Here is a 4552-nt window from a genome sequence, read left to right as displayed (position 1 = left end):
GTTCCTACGTGGGTGAGGCGCTCTTCCGCGACGCGTGACGTCTATCCGCGACGCGAGCCGGTGGGATCGCTGCGGTGGTCCGATCCGGATGACAGCGCGGCATCCGTGAACATCCACTTCGGGCGCGGCTCGATCAGCGGGCGGAACACCCTCCGCACCGGCTTCGAGGCGAGCAGGAACGCGATGGCGACCGCGAGCACGGTGATCAGCGGGAGCCAGATCCAGGTGGGGTCGAGCCCGCGCAGCAGACCTGATTCGCGGAACGGGTACAGCACGAACGAGTGCAGCAGGTAGACGTACATGGTGTACTGACCGAAGGTGGTCCACCACTGCGCGCGGCGGGGGAGCAGCACGAAGAAGCACGCGCTCAGCAGGATCGCCAGCGCCATCAGGCCCAGGCGGATGCCTCCAGCCCACCACTGATCGACGGAGAGCCCGGAGTACGAGTCGTCGTAGAAGAACCAGAAGCGCAGATCGACGTCGTCCCAGAACGCCAGCCAGCGCCAGCACACGAAAGCCCACGCGGCGAGCACGGCGACAGCGGAGGCGCGCAGCCACCACGGGCGGTAGTCGATCAGGCTGAACCGGCGCACCACGTCGCGTTCGCGCAGCCACCAGCCGAGCGTGAAGAAGAACATCAGGCCCAGCGTGCGCGAGAGCGAGAAGGTGCTGTCGACATTGCTGAGGTAGCCGACGCCCACGGAGATCGCCAGCGCCCAGGCCAGCGGCCAGCGCAGCAGGGCCAGATAGGGCAGGACCAGGCGGAAGATGCCGAGTGCCAGCAGGAACCACAGGGTCCATGACGGCTGTGTGAGGTTCGGATCCGCGCGACCCTCGACCAGCCACTTGGTGAGCGTCCACAGTCCCTCGAAGATCACATAGGGCACCAGGATGTCGGTGATCACGCGAGCCATCTGACGCTTCGTCGGGCTCGCCGATTTGGAGAAGTAGCCGGAGATTATCGCGAACGCCGGCATGTGGAACGCATAGATCCACAGGTAGAACGCGTAGGAGATGTCGGAGTCGTAGATCAGGCGCTGCGTACCGTGCCCGATCACCACCAGCACGACGCAGGCGAAGCGGGCGTTGTCCCAGAACGGAACGCGCCGCCGCCCGCGGATCGTCCCCGTCGGCGTCGTCGTGGGCGGATGCTGGTCGGCACTGCTCATCCCTCGAGGCTACCCGGCCGGACTTCTCCGGCGCCTGCGGGAATATCCTTGCGGCTGCGGTGTTCCACCAAGTACATTCATTTGAATAGAAACGGATGCCACCGCATCCCGAGTGGAGAATCAGAACCATGGACGCTCAGAACAGCACCCAGACAGCCGGTATGCAGTTCGGCATCATGTCGGTCAGCGACATCACGCAGGACCCGACCACGGGCATCACGCCCAGCGAGCGCGAGCGGATCCAGGCGGCGGTGACGATCGCCACGCATGCGGAAGAGGTCGGCCTCGACGTCTTCGCCATCGGCGAGCACCACAACCCGCCCTTCTTCTCCTCGAGCCCCACCACGCTTCTCGCGTACATCGCCGCGCAGACCGAGCGACTGATCGTCTCGACCTCGACGACGCTGATCACCACGAATGACCCGGTGCGCATCGCAGAGGAGTACGCGATGCTGCAGCACCTCTCCGGTGGCCGCATGGACCTGATGATGGGGCGCGGGAACACCGGGCCGGTGTACCCGTGGTTCGGTCAGGACATCCGTCAGGGCCTGCCGCTCGCGATCGAGAACTACGCGCTCCTGAACGAGCTGTGGACCAAGGACGTCGTGGACTGGGAGGGCAAGTTCCGCACTCCGCTGCAGGGCTTCACTGCCACGCCGCGCCCCCTCGACGGCGTCAAGCCGTTCGTCTGGCACGGCTCCATCCGCACGCCGGAGATCGCCGAGCAGGCCGCCTACTACGGCGACGGCTTCTTCGCGAACAACATCTTCTGGCCGAAGGAGCACTACCAGCGCCTCATCGAGCTGTACCGCCAGCGCTGGAGCCACTACGGCCACGGCGCACCCGAGACCGCGATCGTGGGCCTCGGCGGCCAGGCGTTCATCGCCAAGAACTCGCAGGACGCCGTCAACCAGTTCCGTCCGTACTTCGACAACGCCCCGGTCTACGGCCACGGCCCGTCGATGGAGGACTTCACCGAGATGACGCCCCTGACCGTCGGCTCGCCGCAGCAGGTCATCGACCGCTACGCCGCCATGCGCGACACCTTCGGCGACTACCAGCGCCAGCTGTTCCTCATGGATCACGCGGGCCTGCCCCTGACGACCGTGCTCGAGCAGATCGACCTGCTCGGCGAGGAGGTCGTGCCGGTGCTGCGCAAGGAGCTCGCGAAGGACCGTCCCGCGACGGTGCCGGACGCTCCGACCCATGCGGCCCGCGTGAAGGCGATCTACGGTGACGGTCCGGCTCGTGAGGCCCGCCCCGCCGCCAACCGCGGCGACAACCTCACCGCGGGATCCCCGTACCAGGACGCCCCGGCGCCCGCCGGCGCCGCGTTCGGCCTCTCCCGGAAGGAGGCGTGAGATGAGCGAGCGCCGCATCGCCGTCGTCTCGTCCGGTCTGTCCAACCCGTCCTCGACGCGGATGCTGGCCGATCGGCTGGCCGCCGAGACCGCGAGGGCTCTGCGCGAGCGCGACATCGACGTGCAGGTGGATGTGATCGAGCTCCGCGACCTCGCGCACGACATCACGAACAACCTGCTCACCGGCTTCGCGCCGGCGCCCCTGGAGGAGGCGATCAACCGGGTCGTGTCGGCGGATGCCGTCATCGCCGTCACGCCGATCTTCTCGACCAGCTACGCGGGCCTGTTCAAGTCGTTCATCGACGTGCTCGACCCCGACGCCCTCACCGGCAAGCCCGTTCTGATCGGCGCGAACGCGGGCACCGCCCGCCACTCGCTGGCGATCGACTACGCGATCCGCCCGCTGTTCACCTACCTGCACGCCGAGCCCGTCTCGACCGGGGTGTTCGCGGCATCCAGCGACTGGGGTGCGAATGCCGACGACGTGGCGCCGCTCAGCGCCCGTGTCGAGCGCGGCGCGCGCGAGCTCGCCGAGGCGATCGCGCGCAAGGAACCGGTCACCGACGCCGACCCCTTCGATCCCGACACGTACCTGGGCAAGGGCAAGTCCTTCGGCCACCTGCTCGGAGGTCTCGCCGGGGAGTGAGGCACTGATCGGTCAGCGCGGCGGCCGGAGATTCCAGCGGTACTGGGTCTCCGGCCGCCCGCGCGTGCCGTAGCGCGCCTCGCGCACAGCCACCCCGTCGTCGGCGAGGTGCTCCAGATACCGGCGCGCGGCGACCCGGGACATGCCCAGCGCGTTCGCGGCGCCGGTCGCGGACAGCGGGCCCGAGGCGCGCAGCACGGCGGACACGCGCTCCAGCGTGTCGGATGCCAGACCCTTGGGAAGCGGGACTGCGGGGCGCACACGGCCCAGCAGCGCATCGATCTCGGTCTGCGTGGCCTCGCCCTCGGTGGCCAGGGCGCGCTGCTTGTGCTCCCGGTAGGCGCTGAGCCGTTCACTGAAGACCGCGAACGGGAACGGCTTCACGAGGTACTGGAACACGCCCAGCGCCGCCATCTGCCGCACCGTCTCGGCATCCCGCACGCCGGTGATCGCGATGACGTCGATCGCGGCCGCCCGAGTGCGGATGGTGCGCAGCACGTCGACGCCGGAGCCGTCGGGCATGGTGATGTCCAGCAGAGCGAGGTCGAACGCCTGGGCTCCCGGACGCTCCAGCACCGCGGTCATCGCCGCCCGCGCGCTCGTGCACTCGCCTGCGATCTCGAACCCGCTCATGCGCGCGAGGTAGCTGCGGTGCAGCTCCATGGTGAGCACATCGTCGTCGACCAGCAGCGTCCTGATCATCGGCGGCTCCGCGGCGCGGGGAGCTCGACCAGGAACGTGCTCGGATCGTCCAGGATGCGGACGACGCCGCCCGCCTCCGCCACGACCGAGCGCACGAGCGCGAGCCCGACGCCGCGGCCCTCCGCCCCGGCGGGCTTGGTGGAGAAGCCAGGCGAGAAGACCTGCTCGCGCAGCTCGGCCGGCACACCCTCGCCGCTGTCCGACACCGCGATCACCAGGCCTCCGTCCGCAGCCGGGTGCATCTCGACCTCGACCCAGCGATCGTCGGATGCGGCCGCCGCGTCGAACGCGTTGTCGATGAGGTTGCCGATCACGGACACGCTGTCGATGGGCGAGAGCCCCGAGGACGGGGCATCCTTTGCGATGTGCAGGCGCAGCTCGATGCCGCGCTCCCTCGCCTGGGACACCTTGCCCAGCAGCAGCGCGCCCACCGCCGGGTCTCCGTGGCGCTGGGCCGTCACCTGGTCCACGAGCGTCTGGCTCTGCCGGGAGTTCTCGGTCAGGATCTCGATCGCCTCGTCGGTGCGGCCCAGCTCGAGCAGCGCGACGGCGGTGTGCATGCGGTTCCCGTGCTCGTGGGTCTGCGCCCGCAGCGCCTCCCCGAGCGTGCGGAACGACTCGTACGACGACACCGCATCACGGACCTCGCCAGGTGGCAGGTCTCCCGCGATGCG

General features: G+C 69.0%; 5 protein-coding genes. 2 read left to right on the top strand and 3 right to left on the bottom strand.

From position 1 onward, the window contains the following. Positions 1-41 precede the first annotated feature (41 nt). Positions 42-1169, bottom strand: coding sequence for an acyltransferase family protein (locus BGN97_RS02650; RefSeq protein WP_292697791.1), 1128 nt, complete (start codon positions 1167-1169; stop codon positions 42-44). A 161-nt stretch (positions 1170-1330) separates the two neighbouring features. Between BGN97_RS02650 and BGN97_RS02645 the strand changes: the two genes are divergently transcribed. Further along, the gene (locus tag BGN97_RS02645) at positions 1331-2530 is read left to right on the top strand and encodes an LLM class flavin-dependent oxidoreductase (protein ID WP_292697911.1); all 1200 of its coding nucleotides are present in this window, start codon (positions 1331-1333) and stop codon (positions 2528-2530) included. 1 nt (position 2531) lies between these two features. After that, entirely contained in the window at positions 2532-3176 is a 645-nt protein-coding gene (locus BGN97_RS02640; protein WP_292697789.1) for an FMN reductase, read from the top strand. A gap of 12 nt (positions 3177-3188) precedes the next feature. Here the strand turns inward: BGN97_RS02640 and BGN97_RS02635 are convergent, their stop codons facing one another. Next, entirely contained in the window at positions 3189-3878 is a 690-nt protein-coding gene (locus tag BGN97_RS02635; RefSeq protein ID WP_292697787.1) for a response regulator, read from the bottom strand. Then, positions 3875-4552, bottom strand: a 678-nt coding sequence (locus tag BGN97_RS02630) for an ATP-binding protein (protein ID WP_292697785.1), incomplete at its 5' end; no start/stop codon positions are given. The genes BGN97_RS02635 and BGN97_RS02630, both read right to left, overlap by 4 nt.

The organism is Microbacterium sp. 69-10 (assembly GCF_001897945.1).
Classification (GTDB): Bacteria; Actinomycetota; Actinomycetes; order Actinomycetales; family Microbacteriaceae; genus Microbacterium.
Note: the sequence above shows the minus strand (reverse complement) of the source record. Positions and strands in the feature narration are given on the sequence as shown.